The sequence below is a fragment of the Pseudomonas sp. GD03862 genome, assembly GCF_029840855.1.
Taxonomy (GTDB): Bacteria; Pseudomonadota; Gammaproteobacteria; order Pseudomonadales; family Pseudomonadaceae; genus Aquipseudomonas; species Aquipseudomonas alloputida.
On record NZ_JAOCDI010000065.1, the window covers coordinates 1 to 20,420 of the forward strand.

A 20,420-nucleotide genomic window follows, 5' to 3' on the forward strand; every position below is an offset into this window, starting at 1 on the left:
GGGTCCTGGCCCGTTCGGCATTTCGCGTCAAAGGCTTGAGGGTATACAGCTTGGCCATCGCCTCTGCCGTCGGATACAGGTTGGGGTTGTTGCGAATCGTCGGATTCACCTTGTCGGTCGCATCCTTGTTCGGGTTCGGATACCCCACGAAGTCGCTGATCGGCGCAATCACCTCCGGCCGCAGCAGGTAATTGATGAACGTATGCGCATCCTCCGGGTTTGCTGCACCCTTTGGAATCGCCAGCATGTCGAACCAGATCGGCGCGCCTTCCTTGGGCAGGCGCATGTCCACCACCACGCCGTTGTTCGCCTCACGGGCGCGGTTGGCTGCCTGCGAGAAGCTGCCGCTGTAGCCCACTGCCACACAGATGTCGCCATTGGCGATGTCTGCCATGTACTTTGAGGAGTGGAAGTAGGTGATATGCGGACGAATCTTCAGCATCAGTTCCTCGGCCTTCTTGTAGTCCGCCGGTTTGTCGCTGTTCGGCGGCAAGCCCAGGTACTGCAGGGCCAGCGGTAGAATCTCCGACGGCGAGTCGAGCAGGGCCACGCCGCACTGCTTGAGCTTGGCGATGTTCTCTTCCTTGAAGATCAGGTCCCAGCTGTCCACCGGCGCGTTGTCGCCGAGTGCAGCCTTGACCTTGGCCGGGTTGAAGCCGATCAGCACGGTGCCGTACATATACGGCACGGCAAACTTGTTGCCCGGGTCGTTAGCTTCGATCAGCTTCATCAGTGCCGGGTCCAGGTGTTGCCAGTTCGGCAGCTTGCTGCGATCCAGCGGCTGGAACACCCCGGCTTCGATCTGCTTGGCGAGGAACACGTTGGACGGTACTACCACGTCATAGCCGGAGTTGCCGGTCAGCAGCTTGGCTTCCAGCGCCTCGTTGGTGTCGAAGATGTCGTACACCAGCTTCACGCCGCTGTCCTTCTGGAAGGCAGTCAAGGTCTGCGGGGTGATGTAATCGAACCAGTTATATACACGCAGGGTGCGCTGCTCGGCTTGCGCATGCAGGGCGCCTGCGAACAGGGTGGCAGCGATGAACGGGGCGAGCAGACGTTTGAGTCGGACCATTATCGGGCTCCTGACTGGGCGCGCTGGAAGCCTTCCAGCACATTGACCGCGTTGATGCCGATTTCTTCCACAGCGTAGCCGCCTTCCATCACGAACAGGGTCGGCTTGCCGAGTTGGCCGATGCGCTTGCCCATTTCCAGGTAATCCGGGCTGTCCAGCTTGAACTGCGAGATGGGGTCGTCCTTGAAGGTGTCCACACCCAGGGAGATGACCAGCACGTCGGCGTCATAGCTGGCGATGCGCTTGCAGGCATCCTCCAGGGCTGCGCTCCAGGCGGCCCAGTCGCTACCGGCGGGCAAGGGGTAGTTGATGTTGTAGCCCTGGCCTGCGCCTTCGCCGGTTTCATCGGCATAGCCGAGGAAGAATGGGAATTCGTCCTGCGGGTCGCCGTGGATCGAGGCGAAGAACACGTCGTCGCGGTTGTAGAAGATGTCCTGGGTACCGTTGCCGTGGTGGTAGTCGACGTCAAGGATGGCGACCTTGCGTCGGCCTTGGTCGAGGAAGGCCTGGGCGGCGATGGCGGCATTATTCAGATAGCAGTAGCCGCCCATCACTTCGCCGGCAGCGTGGTGCCCTGGCGGACGGCACAGGGCGAACGCGGCATGGGCGCCTTGCTGAATTGCTGCCTGGGCGGTCAGGGCAACTTGCGCAGCACTGTAGGCCGCCTGCCAGGTACCCGCGGTGATGGGGGCGCCGGCATCGAAACTGTAGTAACCCAGTTCGCCATGCAGGCCGGTCGGCTTGACCTGGCGCAGTGTGCGGGCCGGCCAGGTGAAGGGCAGCAGGTCACCCTCGTGGCCCTGTGCAGCCCAGCGGGCCCAGGCGCCTTCGAAGAAATCCAGGTAATCGGCGCTGTGGATGCGCAGCAACGGCGCACGGCCGAAGTCGGTCGGGCCCTGGATGTCGCCGAGGTTGCGTTTTTTCACCTGGTCGAGCACATGGTCGGCGCGCGAAGGCATTTCGAAACAGGGCATCAGCTTGCCATCGATCAGCTCGCAGCGGCCGTGGTGCAGGCGGTGGTCATCGGAATAGATCGTCAGCATTGTTGTTCTCCGGTGGGACTGGCGTGGGTCCATTGTCATGGGCTGATCAGCAGGGGAGAACGACGCAAACGGCCAAAAGGGGATCGATATGGCCAAGGTCTTTGGCCGGATGGGTGGTGACCTATCCGGCCTTTTCGCGGGTAAGGCAGCGGCGGCAACCGTGAACGGCCTTTGGGCATTGGCAGGCAGGCCCGGCCCTTTCGCGGGTGAACCCGCTCCTACAATGGCCACCAGGGCGTCAGGGGTTGTGACACCCCTGTAGGAGCGGGTTTACCCGCGAAGAGGCCAGAACAGGTCAACCACGAAAATGGCTGGGCGCCACGCCACTCCAGCGCTGGAAGGCATGCCGAAAACTGGCCGTCTCACTGAACCCCAAAGTCTCCGCAATCCGGTAGATCGGCATCTGTTCATCGGCCAGCAACTGCTTGGCCCGCTCGAACCTCAGCTCGTCCAGCAGCTGTTGATAACTGCTGCCCAGCGCCTGCAAATGCCGGCGCAGGGTGCGCGAAGAGCAGTTCATCTGCCGCGCAAGCCCTTCCAGCCCGGGCGCTGCGTCCAGTTGCTGCGCCAGCAGCTGGCGAATCCGTCCCAGCCATGCCTGGCGACCGGTGAATTCAAGGTTCAGGCGCCGGCAGCGCTCGCTCATGGCTTTGTGAGTAATCGGGTCGGCCAGCGGCAGCGGCATATCCAGCCATCGCCGTTCGAAGGCAAAGGCATTGTCCTCGGCGGCGAAACCGATCGGGCATTGAAACGCTTCGGCATAGAGGGCGTGGTAACCAGGGCGAGGGTGTTCGAAGCGTGCGCCAAGCAGCGGCAACGGCCGGCCAAGCAGGTCGTCACAGATGACTTTCAGCGACACCAGGCAGAACTCGGCGTTGAAAGCGCTCAGCGCCGGGCTGTCCTGGTAATCGCTGGCGCTGAACCAGACACGTTGGCCGTCGTCGAGCAAGCGCAGCTTGAAAACTGTTCCCAGCAGTGCCGGATACTGCAGCGCCAGGCGTAGGGCGTCACCCAAAGTGGCACTGGAGAGCAGCGCGTAACCGAGCATGCCGTAGCACGACACGCGCATGCGCTGGCCCAGTTCCAGGCCAATGTCCTCGCGCCGGGCCACAGCATTGGCGCAAACCTGCAGCTCCTGCTGGGTGGTGATGCGCGCATCGGCATGCCCCAGGTCTGCCGGGCCAATGCCGCTGCCGGCCAGCAACGCCGACGCCTCGCAACCGTCTGCCTGGAAGACGTTGAGGATCAGCGAAACTGCGTTGAGGGTGGTCAGGTGGCTGTGCAGCATGCTGGGTAATCCCGTTGGACTGGGATGCATTATGGAGCAAGTTGTGTGCCGATATCCGAGGCTGCAGGCAAACCACATACCCTGCCGGCGCGCCGGGTGTCGCAAAGGCCTGCAAAGCGCCCTCTAAAACCTTCAGGCAAAAAAAAGGCCCGAAGCAAGCGCTCGGGCCTTGGAAAGGTTGAGAGGTGTCTAGTCCCTCGACCTGGTGAGACTGTTTACAGCGGCCTGATTACGCCTTCAGCGGAACCAGACGTGGAGCGATCATGTTTTCCGGACGCAGGATGTCGTCGAGCATCGCGTCGTCCAGCAGCTTCTCTTCGCGCACCAGTTCCAGTACGCCGCGGCCGCTTTCCAGGGCAACGCGGGCGATACGGGTGGCGTTCTCGTAGCCGATGTACGGGTTCAGTGCGGTAACCAGGCCGATCGAGTGCTCGACCAGTTCACGGCAGCGCTGTTCGTTGGCGGTGATGCCGACGATGCAGTGCTCGCGCAGCATATCCATGGCGCGTTGCAGCAGGCGGATCGAGTCGAAGATCTTGTAGGCGATCAGCGGCTCCATTACGTTCAGCTGCAGCTGGCCACCTTCGGCGGCGACGGTCAGGGCCAGGTCGTTGCCCATGATGGCAAAGGCCACTTGGTTCACAGCTTCTGGAATAACCGGGTTGACCTTGCCTGGCATGATCGAGCTGCCTGGCTGACGCGCTGGCAGGTTGATCTCGTTGATGCCGGTGCGCGGGCCGCTGGACAGCAGGCGCAGGTCGTTGCAGATCTTCGACAGCTTGACCGCGGTGCGCTTGAGCATGCCGGAGAACAGCACGAAGGCGCCCATGTCGGAGGTGGCTTCGATCAGGTCGGCAGCCGGTACCAGCGGGTGGCCGCTGATGGTGGCCAGGCGCTGTACGGCCAAGGCCTGGTAGCCAGGGTCGGCGTTGATGCCAGTACCGATGGCGGTACCGCCCAGGTTGATTTCGGTCAGCAGTTCCGGAGCCAGCGAGCGCAGGCGCTGCAGGTCTTCAGTCATGGTGGTGGCGAAGGCGCGGAATTCCTGGCCCAGGGTCATCGGTACGGCGTCCTGCAGCTGGGTACGGCCCATCTTCAGTACGTGGTCGAATTCTTTACCCTTGGCAGCGAAGGCCTGGATCAGGCTATCAAGGCTGGCCAGCAGCGCGTCGTGGCCCAGCAGCAGGCCCAGGCGGATTGCGGTCGGGTAGGCGTCGTTGGTCGACTGCGCCATGTTCACGTCGTTGTTAGGGTGCAGGTACTGGTACTCACCCTTCTGGTGGCCCATGGCCTCCAGCGCAACGTTGGCAATGACTTCGTTGGCGTTCATGTTGGTAGAAGTACCAGCACCGCCTTGGATCATGTCTACCACGAACTGGTCGTGGAAATCGCCTTTGATCAGGCGGGCGCAGGCTGCGGAAATGGCAGCGTGCTTGGCATCGCTCAGGTGACCCAGCTCACGGTTGGCGTCGGCAGCGGCCTGCTTGACCATGGCCAGGGCCACGACAAGCTTGGGGTAGTGCGACAGCGGAACACCGGAGAGGTGGAAGTTGTTGGCAGCGCGCAGGGTCTGGATGCCGTAGTAGGCATCTGCAGGAACTTCAAGGGTACCCAACAAGTCTTTTTCGACGCGGAACGATGCAGCAGAGGACATGATGTATATCATCTCGATTTTGACCCGGCACATGCCGGAATGGCGCCAATCCTAGGCCTGAAGGTGTTTTCGCGGCCAATGCTATTGCACGCTAACCTATGCACAAACGGCATAGTGTTTCATGTGACGCCAATTGATATTCGAGCGTGTTCCATTTTGGTGCGCGCCGGGAGATGTGCTTCGTGAACCTTGAAAGCAAATGGCTGGAAGACTTCAGTGCTCTGGCCGCTACCCGCAGTTTTTCCCAGGCCGCAGAGCGGCGTTTCGTGACCCAACCGGCCTTCAGCCGGCGCATTCGCAGCCTTGAGGCGGCGTTGGGCCTGCAACTGGTGAACCGCTCTCGCACACCCATCGAGCTGACCGAGGCTGGTCAGCTGTTTCTCGTCACAGCACGTACTGTTGTCGACCAGTTGAGCGAAATTCTCCGCCATTTGCATCACCTGGAAGGCGGGCAGGGCGAAGTGGTGCAGGTGGCTGCGGCACACTCCTTGGCGTCGGGGTTCTTCCCCCGTTGGGTGGCCCAGTTGCGCAACGACGGTTTGAACATCGCCACCCGCCTGGTTGCGACTAACGTCGGAGATGCCGTACATGCACTGCGCGAAGGCGGCTGCGACCTGATGCTGGCGTTCTACGACCCGGACGCGGCCTTGCAGATGGATGCCGAGATCTTCCCGTCGCTGCACATGGGCACCACTGAAATGCTGCCGGTGTGCGCTGTGGATGCCGATGGCAAGCCGTTGTTCGACCTCGAAGGTGAGGGCAGCGTGCCATTGTTGGCCTACACCGCCGGCGCATTCCTCGGTCGCTCGGTCAACCTACTGCTGCGCCAGCGCAACCTGCGGTATACCACCGTCTATGAAACCGCCATGGCCGACAGCCTCAAGAGCATGGCCCTGGAAGGGATGGGCATCGCTTGGGTGCCGCGTCTGTCCATGCGTGGCGAGCTCGAACGCGGTGAACTGGCGATCTGCGGCGGTAGCCAATGGCATGTGCCGCTGGAAATCCGCCTGTACCGCTGCGCGCTGGTGCGTAAGGCTAACGTCCGCTTGCTATGGCGCAAGCTGGAGTCGTCTGGAGCACAAGGTGAAGCGTCACTTTGAATTGTCCTTCAGGTATTCAGTGATATTTGCACGATTCCTGTCGCTGTAGCGGTAGCAGTTGGAGCGTGCTGGTACACGGGGGTGCGTGTACGTTTCACACACCCAGCCATTGAACTTCAGTTCGGCGTCTTCATGGGTGGCGCCTAGCAGATGGCCAATTTCATGAGCTGCAGCACCGTATGCGGCCACAGAGGCAATGGCCGTTTTCTGCTTGAAATAGGCCAAGCCGGCGTTGTAGTTCAGGCCGCTATGATCGTAGCTGTTGCGGGTGAGCAGGAGATGTTTATCCATGAGAGAGTAGAGTCGGTGTCGCTTTTGTGCGTACACCTGCTGGCTGAAAGCGTCCAGGAGCTTTTCGGACGGCATTCCTGCATAAGCAATATCGGTTATGTGTTTTACATTGCGTTGAAATATCACTTCGATGGGGTGTTGGCTGAAACGGCGCATTTCGTTCAGCCAATGCTGGAAGAAGTCTTCGTTCAATTGCCCGTCGTGCATATCGGCCAGGTCGTCGTGCACATAGACGGTGACGGTGAGCGCGTGGGCTGCCGAAGCACTCGGCAATTGCACGCTGAATACCAGGCCAAACGAAAGTGCGAAGAAGCATGGAGTTTTCATGTAGACACACCAAAGTGCTCGAGGAAGGGCTGCGAGCGTGCAGCACTCGTCGACCCCGAGGCAGCAGGAAAAAGTTGTCCCACGAGACAGCTTGCCCTTTGATCCGGCATGTGCTTGTAGGGGTGGGCGGCCAGCCTTTAAATACGTTACAATCCCGCGCCTTCGGCCGACCTGGTCGATTCAGAATCCGTATGACAAGCCACGCCGGCCCACCTGCGTGGCTTGTTGCTTTTAGCGCGCCAGAAGGCGCTTGCAGGAGAGGCTCGACGATGAGTGCACTGGTTGGCGTGATCATGGGCTCCAAGTCCGATTGGTCCACCCTTAGCCACACCGCCGATATGCTGGAAAAACTCGGCATTCCCTACGAAGTGAAGGTGGTTTCCGCCCACCGCACCCCGGATCTGCTGTTCCAGTATGCCGAGGAGGCTGAGGGCCGTGGCATCGAGGTGATCATCGCCGGTGCCGGTGGCGCAGCCCACCTGCCAGGCATGTGCGCCGCCAAGACCCACCTGCCGGTGCTGGGCGTGCCGGTGCAGTCGTCGATGCTGTCGGGCGTCGATTCGCTGCTGTCGATCGTGCAGATGCCAGCCGGTGTGCCGGTTGCCACCCTGGCCATCGGCCGTGCCGGTGCGGTCAACGCTGCCCTGTTGTCGGCCAGCATTCTGGGCGCCAAGTACCCGCAGTACCACGCGGCGTTGAAGCAGTTCCGCACGGAACAGACCGACACCGTGCTGGACAACCCAGACCCGCGCCAGGCTTGAGGCTCAACCCATGAAGATCGGTGTAATCGGTGGCGGCCAGCTGGGCCGCATGCTGGCCCTGGCGGGTACCCCGCTGGGCATGAACTTCGCCTTCCTCGACCCGGCACCGGACGCCTGCGCTGCGCCCCTGGGCGAGCACCTGCGTGCCGACTATGGCGATCAGGACCACCTGCGTCAGCTGGCCGACGAAGTCGACCTGGTCACCTTCGAGTTCGAAAGCGTCCCGGCCGAGACCGTGGCCTTCCTCTCGCAGTTCGTGCCGGTATACCCCAGCGCCGAATCGCTGCGCATCGCTCGTGACCGCCTGTTCGAAAAGAGCATGTTCCGCGACCTGGGCATCCCCACCCCGGCCTTCGCCGACATCCTCTCGCAGGCCGATCTGGACGCCGCAGTGGCCAGCATCGGCCTGCCGGCCGTGCTGAAAACCCGCACCCTGGGTTACGACGGCAAGGGCCAGAAGGTGCTGCGCACGCCAGAGGACGTGGTGGGTACCTTCGCCGAGCTGGGCAGCGTGCCATGCCTGCTGGAAGGCTTCGTGCCGTTCACTGGCGAAGTGTCGCTGGTGGCTGTACGTGGCCGCGATGGCGAAACCCGCTACTACCCGCTGGTGCACAACACCCACGAGAGCGGCATCCTGCGCTTGTCGGTGGCCAGCCAGGCACACCCGCTGCAGGCTCTGGCCGAAGATTACGTCGGCCGCGTGTTGCAGAAGCTGGATTACGTTGGCGTGATGGCCTTCGAGTTCTTCGAAGTTGACGGTGGCTTGAAGGCCAACGAAATCGCCCCGCGCGTGCACAACTCCGGGCACTGGACCATCGAAGGCGCCGAGTGCAGCCAGTTCGAGAACCATCTGCGTGCCGTGGCCGGCCTGCCACTTGGCTCGACCGCCAAGGTGGGCGAGAGCGCGATGCTCAACTTCATCGGTGAAGTGCCGGCCGTAGACAAGGTTGTCGCCATCGGGGACTGCCACCTGCACCACTACGGCAAGGCCTTCAAGGTTGGCCGCAAGGTAGGACACGCCACCCTGCGCTGCCCTGACATGGCCACCCTCGAGCGCAAGATTGCCGAAGTAGAGGCGCTGATCAGCAACTGATCGGGCTTCGAATCGAACTTCTGCAAGCGGCATGCCCTCTGAATGTGGCAACAAGCCGAAGCCCGTCTAGGCTTTGGCTTGTTCCAACTTCACTGCAGAGGGATTGCCATGGGTATCATTGGAACCATCTTCATCGGCCTCATCGTCGGCCTGCTGGCCCGCTTCATCAAGCCGGGCGATGACAGCATGGGCTGGATCATGACCATCCTGCTGGGTATTGCCGGCTCCTTGTTGGCTACTTATGGCGGCCAGGCGCTGGGTATATACCAGGCTGGGCAAGCGGCGGGCTTCCTTGGCGCGCTGGTCGGTGCCGTGGTGCTGCTGGTGATCTACGGATTCATCAAGAAACGCTGATTACTGGTTAGAATGCTCGGCAATTCATTCGAGTTGCCGAGCATTTTCATGCGTGCCTTTTTCCTCGTCCCCTTGCTGTTGGCCAGTACCCTGGCCCATGCCGAACTGCCCGAAACCGACTGGCTGGAGCTGATGCCCAAGTCGGACCAGAAGGCGCTTGAACAAATGCCTGAAATCGACCACAACTCGCCGGAAGCCATGGGCACCTTTACCGCCAAGGGTGGCCTCAAGCAGAGCAAGGGCCTGCCTGCGGTGATGTACTCGACCAAGACCGTTGCGGCCATGAATGGCAAGGACATCCGCCTGGGTGGCTACCCTGTGCCGCTGGAGAGTGACGCCAAGGGCAACAGCACGTTGTTCTTCCTGGTGCCGTACCCGGGTGCGTGCATCCATGTGCCGCCACCGCCGCCGAACCAGCTGGTGCTTGTGCGCTACCCGAAAGGGTTGAAGATCGACGACATCTACACACCGCTGTGGGTCAGCGGCAAGCTGAAGGTGGAGAAGGTCAGCAATGACCTGGCCGATGCGGCCTATGCGCTGGATGCAAACAAGGTGAGGGTGGTGGAAGACGCAGACCTTTGATAATTGCCCCGGCCTCTTCGCGGGCTTGCCCGCTCCCACAGGTTCTCCACAAGCCTCGAAAATTGTGGGTTACCTGTGGGAGCGGGCAAGCCCGCGAAGAGGCCGGCAACAAAAGTGCTGGGCTCAGATATTTTCACAACCGATCTGGACGCCCAGCGAATGACTCGCCCCAGGCTTCAACTCCACCAGGTCATCCCACACATTCGCTGTCTCGATGCACAGCATTCGCTGCCATCCATCGTCAGCCATGTCCGCCAGCTCCTTGGCCCGCTCGGTCCACGGGTTCCAGATCACCGCCGAGCGCGAGCCGCTGCTGGTCAAGGTAATCCGCCGATTCCAATGCGGGTCGACGATGCTGAGGGTCTGCGGGGTGTTCAGGTAGATCCGGTCCGTCTCCCCGGCAAACGTCAGTGCCCCCTGCTGCTGGCGCTGTTCCCAGCCCGCCAGGGTTTCGATATAACCCAGCCCGTCGACGCCCTCGACCCGCGCCTGGCGCACATCGCTGACCGCGAAGTAGCTATGCAGGGCCTGGCTGATGGTCACGGGGGTATTGCCCATGTTGCGGCTGGTCAGGCTCAGTTTCAGCTCTGCGCCCATCTCCACCACCAGTTTCAGCTCGACATCATGGGGCCAACCGGGCAGGTCGCCCTGCGCTTCAGGCAGTTCGAACTCGATCCGCAGGGTTTCGCCCACTTCCTCGATACCCAGCAATTGCCAGTCACGCGTGCGCGCAAGCCCGTGGGCAGGCGCCGGTGTTCCCTGGTACATGGCCTGGACGGCCTGAGGGTTGCGCTGCAGGTTGCCAAACCATGGCCAGCACACCGGTACCCCGGCGCGTACCGACTTGCCCTGGCGGAAGATGGCCTGGTCGCTCAGCCACAGCAGCGGCGGTTCGCCTACCTGCTGGTAGCTGAGGACCTGTGCGCCCTGCTGGGCGATCAGGAGTTCGGCACGGTCACTGCTGATACGCCAGCAGTTGAGTTCGCCATGTTGCTCGGTTACGACCTGAAAGGTAGCCATTGCGTTCTTCTCATTGATTGCCAGTGGGCCTTGGACCCGGGCAGATGCAATGAGTTTACCGCCAGCGTGGCTCAGCGACGAGGCACCGAGCGGGTACGACCACTGCCGTCAATGGCGACGAAGACGAATACCGCTTCGGTGACCTTGCGCCATTCGCTGGACAGCGGGTCGTCGCTCCACACCTCGACCATCATCTGGATCGAGCTGCGGCCGATTTCCAGGGTCTGGGTATAGAAAGACAGCTGTGCGCCGACCGCGACGGGCACCAGGAAGGCCATACGGTCGATGGCGACGGTGGCTACGCGGCCGCCGGCGACACGGCTGGCCATGGCCGTGCCTGCCAGGTCCATCTGCGCAACCAGCCAACCGCCGAAAATATCGCCAAACCCGTTGGTTTCTCGCGGCAATGCGGTGATTTGCAAGGCCAGGTCGCCTTGCGGGATTGGATCTTCTTGTTCGAGCTCAATCATGCGATGGGGCCTCTGACCCGTGACGCTTTTCGTTGGTGTGGCGCAAAGGCCGGGTAAACGATTCAGCTTGAAACATACTACGCCGATGTCGTTTCACTGGGCGGCCGTAGGGAAACTCTGCGAAACCGCCTGACAATAGTGACCGGCGTTTTCGCACAACATCCCACGTTAGGAGCAACATAATCCTACGAATTGCCAGTATATAGGGCATAACGGCCAGCGACGACCGCGCATTCACGAATATCTGTGTGGATTTTGTATCGCTTTCGGCGTAGCTCGGCAATTTGCTATCTTCGCCTGTCTCCAATCCAGAAGCCGCGCGCCAAGCGGCCTGCATGCCCTACAAAGAGAACAACGAGCGATGACTTCCGTGCCCAGCAGTATCGAGCAGCCCTCGCGGCCGCTGACCCGCAGCGACTACAAGACCCTCTCACTGTCCGCCCTGGGCGGTGCGCTGGAGTTCTACGATTTCATCATCTTCGTGTTCTTCGCCACGGTGGTGGGCAAGTTGTTCTTCCCGGCCGACATGCCCGAATGGCTGCGGCTGATGCAAACGTTCGGTATCTTCGCCGCCGGCTACCTGGCGCGGCCGCTGGGCGGCATCATCATGGCCCACTTCGGCGACTTGCTCGGGCGCAAGAAGATGTTCACCCTGAGCATCTTCATGATGGCCCTGCCGACCCTGATCATGGGCCTGCTGCCGACGTATGCGCAGATCGGCATGTGGGCCCCGATCCTGCTGTTGCTGATGCGCGTGATCCAGGGCGCGGCAATCGGCGGCGAAGTACCGGGCGCATGGGTGTTCGTCTCTGAACACGTGCCGGCTCGCAACACCGGCTATGCCTGCGGCACCCTGACCGCCGGCCTGACCGCCGGCATTCTGCTGGGCTCGCTGGTAGCGACCTTGATCAACAGCGTGTACAGCGCGGAAGAAGTGGCTGACTACGCCTGGCGTATCCCGTTCCTGCTTGGCGGTGTGTTCGGCCTGTTCTCGGTGTACCTGCGCCGCTGGCTGCACGAAACCCCGGTGTTCGCCGAAATGCAGCAACGCAAGGCACTGGCCGAGGAGTTGCCACTGCGCGCCGTGCTGCGTGACCACCGTGGTCCGATCATCCTGTCGATGCTGCTGACCTGGATGCTTTCGGCCGGCATCGTAGTGGTCATCCTGATGACCCCGGCGCTGCTGCAGAGCATCTACCACATCAGCCCGACCGACTCGCTCAAGGCCAACAGCCTGGCCATCGTGTTGCTCAGCTTCGGCTGTATTGGTGCCGGCAGCCTGGCCGACCGCTATGGTGCGGGCCGGGTGTTCGTGATCGGCAGCCTGCTTTTGCTGGCCAGCTCCTGGGGCTTCTACCACAGCCTGCCGACCCGTCCCGAGTTGCTGTTCCCGCTGTATGCCGTGACCGGCCTGTGCGTGGGCGTGATTGGCGCAGTGCCTTATGTCATGGTCAAGGCGTTCCCGGCGGTGGTGCGTTTCAGCGGGTTGTCGTTCTCGTACAACGTGGCCTACGCCATCTTTGGCGGGCTGACGCCGATGGTGGTGACCGCACTGCTGAAGGTGAGCCCGATGGCGCCTGCCTACTACGTGGCAGGCCTGTGCGCCGTTGGTCTGGCCGTGGGCCTGTACCTGCTCGCCAACAAGCGCTGATCTGCGCTACGGCTACTGGCCTCTTCGCGGCTAAAGCCGCTCCTACAGGGTTTTGCACAAGCCTCAAGGCCGACACCGAACCTGTAGGAGCGGCTTTAGCCGCGAAGAGGCCAGACCTGCTTCCAGTGATGGCCTTTCATCCAATTGTCACAATGAAGTCATATCGTATTCATGCGGCCTGCCGATACTTGGGCCCGTTCCATCCAACACCCCAATATTCCTGCTAGGAGCAAGGCATGAAACTGAAGCGTTTGATGGCGGCCCTTACCTTTGCCGCCGCTGGCGTTGCAACCGCCAACGCGGTAGCCGCTGTCGATCCTGCGATCCCGACCTACACCAAGACCACTGGTGTTTCGGGCAACCTCTCCAGCGTTGGTTCCGACACCCTCGCGAACCTCATGACTCTGTGGGCTGAGGCCTACAAGAAGGAATATCCGAACGTAAACATCCAGATCCAGGCTGCCGGCTCCTCTACCGCGCCACCCGCGCTGACCGAAGGCACCGCCAACCTCGGCCCGATGAGCCGCAAGATGAAGGACGTCGAGCTGCAAGCCTTCGAGCAGAAGTACGGCTACAAGCCGACCGCCATCCCGGTCGCCGTCGACGCCCTGGCCGTGTTCGTGCACAAGGACAACCCAATCAAGGGCCTGACCATGGCTCAGGTCGACGCCATCTTCTCCTCCACTCGCCTGTGCGGTGGCAAGGCCGACATCAAGACCTGGGGCGACGTCGGTGTGACCGGCGACCTGGCCAACAAGCCAATCCAGCTGTTCGGCCGCAACTCGGTATCGGGCACCTACGGCTACTTCAAGGAAGAAGCCCTGTGCAAAGGCGACTTCAAGCCTAACGTCAACGAACAGCCTGGCTCGGCTTCGGTCGTGCAGTCGATCAGCTCCTCGCTGAACGGCATCGGCTACTCGGGTATTGGTTACAAGACCGCCAGCGTCAAGACCGTACCCCTGGCCAAGAAAGACGGCGGTGAGTTTGTTGAAGACAACGAAGCCAACGCCCTGAATGGCACCTACCCGCTGTCGCGCTTCCTGTACGTCTACGTCAACAAGGCGCCGAACAAGCCTCTGGCCCCGCTGGAAGCCGAGTTCGTCAAGCTGGTGCTGTCGCAAGCGGGCCAGCAGGTGGTGGTGAAGGATGGCTACATCCCGCTGCCGGCCAAAGTCGTCGACAAGACCTTGGCTGACCTGGGCCTGTCGCACACCGGTAACGTTGCAAAGAAGTAAGTAATTAAGAAGAGGCCGGTGCCACTGCCCGGCCTCTTCCACGAATTTCCAGTCCGAAGCCAGGTCCCCTGTGCGGCGGGCTTTCGCGCGTCACCACTTTGTAATGTTTTTGTCACACGGGACCGCTAGGGTGTGCGCATGAATGATCTGGCCAATTCCAACATGACCCAAAACTCCCAGCCCGTGCGCATTGATTTCAATACGCCCGAGTTGCAACGCAAGCGCCGCATGCGCGCGCTCAAGGACCGCCTGACCCGCTGGTATGTGCTGGTAGGCGGGCTTGCCGTATTGGCGGCAATCACGTTGATCTTCTTCTACCTGGCTTATGTGGTGCTGCCACTGTTCCAGGGCGCCGAGCTGACCAGCAAGAAAGCCCTGGAGCCGACCTGGCTGCAGCAGGATGCCGGTAAGCCACTGATGATCGCGCTTGAAGAGCAGAATCAGGTGGGGATGCGTGTTTCGGACAAGGGCCAGGCATTGTTCTTCGATACCAAGACCGGTAACGAACTCAAGCGTGTCGAGCTACCCGTGCCGGCAGACACCCAGGTCACGTCCATCAGTACTGACCAGCCGGGCAGCGCGCTGGTGGTGCTGGGCCTGTCCAATGGCCAGGCGCTGGTTTTCCAGCACACCTACAAGATCACCTACCCGGACAACAAGAAAACCATCAGCCCTGGCATCGACTACCCGTACGGCGAGCAATCGTTCGTGCTTGACGAGCAGGGGCGTGCGCTGGACCACGTCAGCGTCAACGTCAATGGCGACACCCTGCTGCTTGCCGGCTCTACCGGTGCTCATCTGCAGGTGGTCGAGCTGACCCGCACGGAAAACATGATGACCGAAGAGGTCACCACCGAGCAGAACCGCATCGAACTGCCGCAAATGACCGAGACGGTGAAGAATATCTTCATCGACCCGCGCCAGCACTGGCTGTACGTGATCAACGGCCGTGCCACGGCCGACGTGTTCAGCCTGCGCGACAAGAGCCTCAACGGCCGTTACAAGTTGTCTGATAGCGCCGACACCGACATCACTGCCACGGCCCAGCTGGTTGGCGGCATTTCGCTGATCATCGGTGACTCCAAGGGGGGGCTGGCCCAGTGGTTCATGGCCCGCGACCCGGATGGCGAATCGCGCTTCAAGCAGATCCGTACCTTCCAGATGGGCAAGGCGCCGATCGTGCAGATCGACGCCGAAGAGCGTCGCAAGGGCTTCATCGCCCTGGATGCCGAAGGCAAACTGGGCGTGTTCCACAGCACTGCACACCGAACCCTGCTGGTAGAGCCGGCTGCCGAAGGCCCTGGCACGCTGGCCCTGTCGCCACGCGCCAACCGCATCATCATCGAAGAAGGCGGCAAGTTGTTGCCGTTGAGCCTGCGCAACCCGCACCCGGAAGTTTCGTTCAGCGCGCTGTGGGGCAAGGTGTGGTACGAGAACTACGACGAGCCGAAATACGTCTGGCAATCGACCGCGTCAAACACTGACTTCGAGCCCAAACTGAGCCTGTCGCCGCTGACCTTCGGAACCCTGAAGGCCGCGTTCTACGCCATGATCCTGGCCGCCCCGCTGGCCATTGCCGCAGCCATCTACACCGCCTACTTCATGGCCCCGCGCATGCGCCGCAAGGTCAAGCCGGTGATCGAGCTGATGGAAGCGATGCCGACGGTGATCCTCGGCTTCTTCGCCGGCCTGTTCCTGGCCCCGTACCTGGAAGGCCACCTGCCCGGTGTGTTCAGCCTGTTCCTGCTGATGCCGATCGGTATCCTGCTGGCCGGCTTCTTCTGGAGCCGGTTGCCGGAGTCGATCCGCCTGCGTGTACCGGATGGTTGGGAAGCGGCGATCCTGATTCCGGTCATCCTGTTCACTGGCTGGTTCGCCCTGACCATGAGCCCGCACCTGGAAAGCTGGTTCTTCGGCGGCGACATGCGCCTGTGGATCACCAACGATTTAGGCATCACCTACGACCAGCGCAACGCCCTGGTAGTCGGTATCGCCATGGGCTTCGCGGTCATCCCGAACATCTACTCGATTGCCGAAGATGCCGTGTTCAGTGTGCCGCGCAGTCTGACCCTGGGCTCGCTGGCACTGGGGGCGACGCCTTGGCAGACCCTGACCCGCGTGGTCATCCTCACCGCCAGCCCGGGCATCTTCTCGGCGTTGATGATCGGCATGGGCCGTGCGGTAGGCGAGACCATGATCGTGCTGATGGCTACCGGCAACACGCCGGTGATGGAGATGAACCTGTTCGAGGGCATGCGCACCCTGGCCGCCAACGTGGCTGTGGAAATGCCGGAATCGGAAGTCGGTGGCAGCCACTATCGCGTGCTGTTCCTGGCCGCCCTGGTGCTGCTGATGTTCACCTTCATCATGAACACCTTGGCCGAGCTGATTCGCCAGCGTCTGCGCAAGAAATACTCGTCGCTTTGATAGAAAGGTAGCGATCCGTGAAAAAGGATTCCCTCAAAGGCTGGTTCAAGAGCGGCGCCCCAGGCGTCTGGATGAGCGGCGGCGCGGTGGCCATGGCCGTGATCATGACCGTCGGCCTGCTGGCGGTGATCGCCGTGCGCGGCCTGGGCCACTTCTGGCCAGCCGATCTTGTCCAGGCCACCTACAAGGTGCCAGGCCAGGCCGATCACGTCGTCATTGGCGAAGTGGTGCAGAAGGAGGAAGTACCCCGTGCTCGTCTGAAGGGGGCTGGCCTGCCAGTGCCTGACCAGGGCCCGGAGTTCATGACCCGCGAGCTGATCAAGGTGGGTAACCGCGACCTCAACGGCAGCGACTTTACCTGGGTGGTCGGCGACTGGCTGGTCGACGAACAGCGCCCGGCTGACCTGATGGCCCTTGAGCGCCGCGAGTGGGGCAACTTCTATGGCTACCTGGTCAGCGTCAAGGAACAAGGCCGCGTGGTTGCTGAAGGCCCGGCTGCCTGGAACGAACTGCAGGCCCGCCTCAAGCGAGCCAACCAGCTCAACAGCGAGCTGCAGCAGCTGGAGAAAAAGGACATCGGTGCCATCAACCATGGCCTTGAGCGCCTGCGCCTGCAAGCGCGCAAGCTGGAGCTGGACGGCAAGCTGGACGCCGCCGCCCAGGCCGACATGGACGCCGACCGTGCCGAACTGAACAGCCGCTACAAGGCTATCGAAGACCGCCTGACCGGCCTGCACCAGGCTTTTTCCCGCGACAGCCTGGTGGCCCGGGATGGCAACGGCCGTGAAGTGGAAATCAACCTGAGCAAAGTAGTGCATGCCGTCCAGCCGAACGGCATGTCGGCCTTCACCAAGTTGGGCACCTACTTCGGCAAGGTCTGGGAGTTCCTCAGCGACGACCCGCGTGAAGCCAACACCGAGGGCGGTATCTTCCCGGCCATCTTCGGTACCGTGATGATGACCCTGATCATGGCCGTGATCGTTACCCCGTTCGGCGTGCTGGCTGCCGTGTACCTGCGTGAATACGCCAGGCAGGGCCCGGTCACCCGGCTTATCCGCATTGCGGTGAACAACCTGGCCGGTGTTCCTGCGATCGTCTACGGTGTGTTCGGTCTGGGCTTCTTCGTCTATGTGCTGGGCGGCTCGATCGACCGCCTGTTCTTCCCCGAAGCGTTGCCGGCGCCGACCCTGGGTACCCCGGGCCTGCTGTGGGCATCGCTGACCCTGGCATTGCTGGCGGTGCCGGTGGTGATCGTGGCCACCGAAGAAGGCCTGGCGCGAATCCCGCGCACCGTGCGTGAAGGCTCGCTGGCGTTGGGCGCAACCAAGGCCGAGACCCTGTGGAAAATCGTCCTGCCCATGGCCAGCCCGGCCATGATGACCGGCATGATCCTCGCCGTGGCCCGTGCCGCCGGCGAAGTGGCGCCGCTGATGCTGGTAGGTGTGGTGAAGCTGGCGCCGTCGCTGCCGGTGGATGGAAACTACCCGTACCTGCACCTGGACCAGAAGATCATGCACCTGGGCTTCCACATCTATGACGTCGGCTTCCAGAGCCCGAACGTCGAAGCCGCGCGGCCGCTGGTTTATGCCACTGCGCTGCTGCTGGTGCTGGTGATCGCGACCCTCAACCTCTCTGCCGTGTGGATTCGCAACCACCTGCGCGAGAAGTACAAGGCGCTGGACGGCTGACCCTGATTGCAAGCGTGCCGCCCGTAAGCCGGGCGGCCCTTTGAAACGACTTGATAGCGTATGGAGTTGACCATGCAGCAAGATTCCCACACCCATGGCATCGACATGTCTGCCCTGGGCCGCAACAAGCAGAGCCTGCGGATGGCTGAAGAAACCGTGGCCATCGAAGTGCCAGGCCTGAGCCTGTTCTATGGCGACAAGCAAGCGCTGTTCGACGTGCAGATGAACATCCCGAAGCAGCGCGTGACCGCCTTCATCGGCCCATCCGGCTGCGGCAAGTCGACCCTGCTGCGCACCTTCAACCGGATGAACGACCTGGTTGACGGTTGCCGTGTGGAAGGTGCCATCAACCTGTACGGCAACAATATCTACCGCAAGGGCGAAGACGTTGCCGAACTGCGCCGGCGTGTGGGCATGGTGTTCCAGAAGCCGAACCCGTTCCCCAAGACCATCTACGAGAACGTGGTCTACGGCCTGCGCATCCAGGGCATCAACAAGAAGCGCGTGCTCGATGAAGCCGTCGAGTGGGCGTTGAAGGGCGCGGCCTTGTGGGACGAGGTCAAGGACCGCCTGCACGAGTCGGCGCTGGGCCTGTCCGGTGGCCAGCAGCAGCGTCTGGTCATCGCCCGCACCATTGCCGTTGAGCCGGAGGTGCTGCTGCTTGACGAACCCTGCTCGGCGCTGGACCCGATCTCGACCTTGAAGGTCGAAGAACTGATCTATGAATTGAAATCCAAGTACACCATCGTCATCGTGACCCACAACATGCAGCAAGCGGCGCGTGTTTCGGATTACACCGCGTTCATGTACATGGGCAAATTGGTCGAATTCGGTGATACCGATACCCTGTTCACCAACCCGGCGAAGAAGCAGACGGAAGACTACATCACCGGTCGCTACGGCTAAGCGCCGCTCGCGAAACAGGCACCTCGGTGTCTGGCACCGGCGTTGCCGGTGTTCGCGGGTGAACCCGCTCCTACAGGGCCGCGCTACCAAAGGACAAAACGATGATCAACAAAGAAAGCCTTACCCATCACATTTCCCAGCAGTTCAACGCCGAGCTCGAAGAGGTGCGCAGCCACCTGCTGGCCATGGGCGGGCTGGTGGAAAAGCAGGTCAACGACGCGGTTACCGCGCTGATCGAAGCCGACTCTGGCCTGGCCCAGCAGGTACGCGAGGTTGACGAGCAGATCAACCAGATGGAGCGCAACATCGACGAGGAGTGCTTGCGCATCCTCGCCCGCCGCCAGCCAGCGGCCTCGGACCTGCGCCTGATCATCAGCATTTCCAAGTCGGTGATCGACCTGGAACGCATCGGTGACGAGTCGACCAAGATCGCCCGCCGCGCCATCCAGCTGTGCGAAGAGGGCGAGTCGCCGCGTGGTTATGTCGAAGTTCGCCACATTGGCGACCAGGTGCGCAACATGGTCCGGGATGCGCTGGACGCCTTTGCCCGCTTCGACGCCGACCTGGCGCTGTCGGTGGCCCAGTACGACAAGACCATCGACCGCGAATACAAGACCGCGCTGCGTGAGCTGGTGACCTACATGATGGAAGACCCGCGCTCTATCTCGCGGGTGCTGAGCGTGATCTGGGTGCTGCGCTCGCTGGAGCGTATTGGCGACCATGCGCGCAACATCTCCGAACTGGTGATCTACCTGGTGCGCGGCACCGACGTGCGCCACATGGGCCTCAAGCGCATGACGGCAGAAGTGCAGGGTACTGCTGTCGCCAACGGCGAAAAGGCTAATGTTCCGGGTGAATCTGACGATAAGTAAGGTTGCTCCCGAGCATCGACGCCCGGCCTTGGCCGGGCGTTTTCGTTTGCGGTCGAGAGCCGGCAGGCACCCGCGAACGATGTGAAGAAGTCCCGGCGTGACCAGGTTGTAGCAAGTGGCCATCATTGGCAGTAGGCTAGTCGGGATTCAAAAGGAGTATCGATGAGTAAAGTGAATGTGCTGGTCGTGGATGACGCCCCGTTTATCCGTGATCTGGTCCGCAAGTGTCTGCGTAATGCCTTCCCGGGTATGGCCATCGACGACGCTATCAACGGTCGCAAGGCCATGGCCATGCTCGGCAAGGAAGCGTTCGACCTGGTCCTGTGCGACTGGGAAATGCCGGAAATGTCTGGCTTGGAATTGCTGACCTGGTGCCGTCAGCAGCCTGCACTGAAGAACCTGCAGTTCATCATGGTGACCAGCCGTGGCGACAAGGAGAACGTCATTCAGGCGATCCAGGCGGGTGTTTCCGATTTTGTAGGCAAGCCGTTCACCAACGAGCAACTGCTGACCAAGGTAAAGAAAGCCCTGACCAAGATCGGTAAGCTCGACAGCCTGATGGCCATCGGCCCGGCGCGAGCCAACC

At 61.7% G+C, this 20,420-nt stretch carries 19 protein-coding genes; 12 read left to right on the forward strand and 7 right to left on the reverse strand.

Features of this window, described 5'->3' with window-relative positions; translation table 11 throughout:
• The 4 genes from N5D53_RS25775 to aspA all read right to left on the reverse strand — a co-directional run.
• The coding region (locus tag N5D53_RS25775; protein WP_279841032.1) for a polyamine ABC transporter substrate-binding protein at positions 1–1,072 on the reverse strand (1,072 nt) is incomplete at its 3' end.
• A complete protein-coding gene (locus tag N5D53_RS25780) occupies positions 1,072–2,115 on the reverse strand; it encodes a histone deacetylase family protein (protein ID WP_104962831.1) in 1,044 nt (347 codons plus the stop codon). The genes N5D53_RS25780 and N5D53_RS25775, both read right to left, overlap by 1 nt.
• A 295-nt stretch (positions 2,116–2,410) precedes the next feature.
• Positions 2,411–3,403, reverse strand: a complete 993-nt coding sequence (locus N5D53_RS25785) for an AraC family transcriptional regulator (RefSeq protein WP_003253295.1) — start codon at positions 3,401–3,403, stop codon at positions 2,411–2,413.
• Positions 3,404–3,632: 229 nt separating this feature from the next.
• Positions 3,633–5,057 carry an aspartate ammonia-lyase gene (gene aspA / locus N5D53_RS25790; RefSeq protein ID WP_029380744.1) on the reverse strand — a complete coding sequence of 475 codons (1,425 nt, stop codon included), beginning with the start codon at positions 5,055–5,057 and terminating at the stop codon, positions 3,633–3,635.
• 182 nt (positions 5,058–5,239) lie between these two features.
• On the opposite strand from aspA, the gene N5D53_RS25795 reads away from it, so the two are divergent.
• Positions 5,240–6,157, forward strand: coding sequence for a LysR substrate-binding domain-containing protein (locus tag N5D53_RS25795; RefSeq protein WP_010955826.1), 918 nt, complete (start codon positions 5,240–5,242; stop codon positions 6,155–6,157).
• Here N5D53_RS25795 and N5D53_RS25800 read toward each other — a convergent pair.
• Positions 6,149–6,775 carry a zinc-dependent metalloprotease family protein gene (locus tag N5D53_RS25800; protein ID WP_104962830.1) on the reverse strand — a complete coding sequence of 209 codons (627 nt, stop codon included), beginning with the start codon at positions 6,773–6,775 and terminating at the stop codon, positions 6,149–6,151. The genes N5D53_RS25795 and N5D53_RS25800 overlap by 9 nt on opposite strands.
• Before the next feature lie 269 nt (positions 6,776–7,044).
• Between N5D53_RS25800 and purE the strand changes: the two genes are divergently transcribed.
• The 4 genes from purE (at position 7,045) to N5D53_RS25820 (ending at position 9,565) form a co-directional block, all read left to right on the forward strand.
• Entirely contained in the window at positions 7,045–7,536 is a 492-nt protein-coding gene (gene purE / locus N5D53_RS25805; protein ID WP_003253304.1) for a 5-(carboxyamino)imidazole ribonucleotide mutase, read from the forward strand.
• A gap of 10 nt (positions 7,537–7,546) precedes the next feature.
• Positions 7,547–8,629 (forward strand): 5-(carboxyamino)imidazole ribonucleotide synthase, encoded by a 1,083-nt coding sequence (locus N5D53_RS25810; RefSeq protein WP_104962829.1) that lies wholly within the window; start codon positions 7,547–7,549, stop codon positions 8,627–8,629.
• Positions 8,630–8,737: 108 nt separating this feature from the next.
• Complete coding sequence (locus tag N5D53_RS25815; RefSeq protein ID WP_003253308.1) at positions 8,738–8,983, forward strand: GlsB/YeaQ/YmgE family stress response membrane protein; 246 nt, start codon at positions 8,738–8,740, stop codon at positions 8,981–8,983.
• 48 nt (positions 8,984–9,031) lie between these two features.
• Complete coding sequence (locus N5D53_RS25820; protein WP_162497233.1) at positions 9,032–9,565, forward strand: DUF3299 domain-containing protein; 534 nt, start codon at positions 9,032–9,034, stop codon at positions 9,563–9,565.
• Between the two features lie 123 nt (positions 9,566–9,688).
• On the opposite strand, the gene N5D53_RS25825 is transcribed toward N5D53_RS25820, so the two are convergent.
• Both N5D53_RS25825 and N5D53_RS25830 read right to left on the reverse strand, forming a co-directional pair.
• Complete coding sequence (locus tag N5D53_RS25825; RefSeq protein WP_010955822.1) at positions 9,689–10,585, reverse strand: D-hexose-6-phosphate mutarotase; 897 nt, start codon at positions 10,583–10,585, stop codon at positions 9,689–9,691.
• Between the two features lie 71 nt (positions 10,586–10,656).
• Positions 10,657–11,055: an acyl-CoA thioesterase gene (locus N5D53_RS25830; RefSeq protein WP_003253317.1), complete on the reverse strand. Its 399-nt coding sequence runs from the start codon at positions 11,053–11,055 to the stop codon at positions 10,657–10,659.
• A 361-nt stretch (positions 11,056–11,416) separates the two neighbouring features.
• Between N5D53_RS25830 and N5D53_RS25835 the strand changes: the two genes are divergently transcribed.
• From N5D53_RS25835 to N5D53_RS25865, 7 genes are all read left to right on the forward strand, one after another.
• Positions 11,417–12,706, forward strand: a complete 1,290-nt coding sequence (locus N5D53_RS25835; protein WP_104962828.1) for an MFS transporter — start codon at positions 11,417–11,419, stop codon at positions 12,704–12,706.
• 236 nt (positions 12,707–12,942) lie between these two features.
• Positions 12,943–13,941, forward strand: coding sequence for a phosphate ABC transporter substrate-binding protein PstS (locus tag N5D53_RS25840; protein ID WP_104962827.1), 999 nt, complete (start codon positions 12,943–12,945; stop codon positions 13,939–13,941).
• Between the two features lie 138 nt (positions 13,942–14,079).
• Positions 14,080–16,368, forward strand: a complete 2,289-nt coding sequence (locus tag N5D53_RS25845) for an ABC transporter permease subunit (RefSeq protein WP_104962826.1) — start codon at positions 14,080–14,082, stop codon at positions 16,366–16,368.
• A 71-nt stretch (positions 16,369–16,439) separates the two neighbouring features.
• Positions 16,440–18,056 carry a phosphate ABC transporter permease PstA gene (pstA, locus tag N5D53_RS25850; protein ID WP_172830966.1) on the forward strand — a complete coding sequence of 539 codons (1,617 nt, stop codon included), beginning with the start codon at positions 16,440–16,442 and terminating at the stop codon, positions 18,054–18,056.
• Between the two features lie 72 nt (positions 18,057–18,128).
• The gene (gene pstB, locus N5D53_RS25855; RefSeq protein ID WP_003253327.1) at positions 18,129–18,962 is read left to right on the forward strand and encodes a phosphate ABC transporter ATP-binding protein PstB; all 834 of its coding nucleotides are present in this window, start codon (positions 18,129–18,131) and stop codon (positions 18,960–18,962) included.
• A gap of 101 nt (positions 18,963–19,063) precedes the next feature.
• Complete coding sequence (gene phoU, locus N5D53_RS25860; protein ID WP_003253329.1) at positions 19,064–19,834, forward strand: phosphate signaling complex protein PhoU; 771 nt, start codon at positions 19,064–19,066, stop codon at positions 19,832–19,834.
• Between the two features lie 162 nt (positions 19,835–19,996).
• Positions 19,997–20,420 (forward strand): response regulator (locus N5D53_RS25865; RefSeq protein ID WP_279841034.1); only part of this gene is annotated, 424 nt, incomplete at its 3' end.